Source organism: Corallococcus sp. AB045, from assembly GCF_003668895.1.
Taxonomy (GTDB): domain Bacteria; phylum Myxococcota; class Myxococcia; order Myxococcales; family Myxococcaceae; genus Corallococcus; species Corallococcus coralloides.
The window spans coordinates 1-714 of record NZ_RAWN01000433.1; the positions used below are offsets into that span (position 1 = coordinate 1).

Below are 714 nucleotides of genomic sequence, written 5' to 3' on the forward strand. Positions count from 1 at the left end.
GCAGCGGCGCGGACTCCATGGTGGAGTCCGTCTCCAACGAGAGGACGCGCGCGGCGAGGGGCGGTAGAGAGTCACGCAGGTGCTGCTGGGTGAGGAGGACCGAGGCTCCGCAATCCTCCAGCATGAAGGCTAGACGCTCCGGCGGGACACCGGGAGAGATGGGGACGTAGGCGGCGCCCACCTTGAGGGTGGCGAGCAGGCCCGCCACCAACTCCGGGGAACGCTCCGCGAGGACAGCGACGCGGCTACCCCGAGTGACACCGGCCGCATGCAGTTGGACGGCCAGCCCGTGAGCCCAGGCATTGAGGGCTGAGTAGGTGACGCTTCTCTCACCCAGGCGCACGGCGACGGCGTCAGGCGTGTGTCGGGCGTGCTCGGCAAAGACGTGGTGGATGCAGGTGTCGCGAGGGAAGGAGACGTCCGTCTCATTCCATTCGACGAGGAGCTGCTTCCGCTCCTCCGCCGTCATCACCTCCAGCGTGGAGACACGGGCATCCGGCTGGGAGGCGAGGGAGGAGAGGAGGACGCCGAAGTGGCCCATGAGGCGCTGGACGGTGGCGGCGTCGAAGAGGTCGGAGCTGTACTCGAGGAAGCCGGTGAGGCCCTGGGGCACCTCGAAGAGGGTGAGGGCCAAATCGAAGCGGGAGGAGTTGCCCTCCAGGGGAATGGGCTGGAAGGCCATGCCCGGCACGCGCAGCGCTTCCGCGGGTGCGT

1 protein-coding gene is annotated in these 714 nt (G+C 68.6%); it reads right to left on the reverse strand.

Annotation, left to right across the window (positions count from 1 at the left end):
- A partial coding sequence (locus tag D7Y21_RS41335; RefSeq protein ID WP_147469545.1) for an AMP-binding protein occupies positions 1 to 714 on the reverse strand: 714 nt, incomplete at both ends.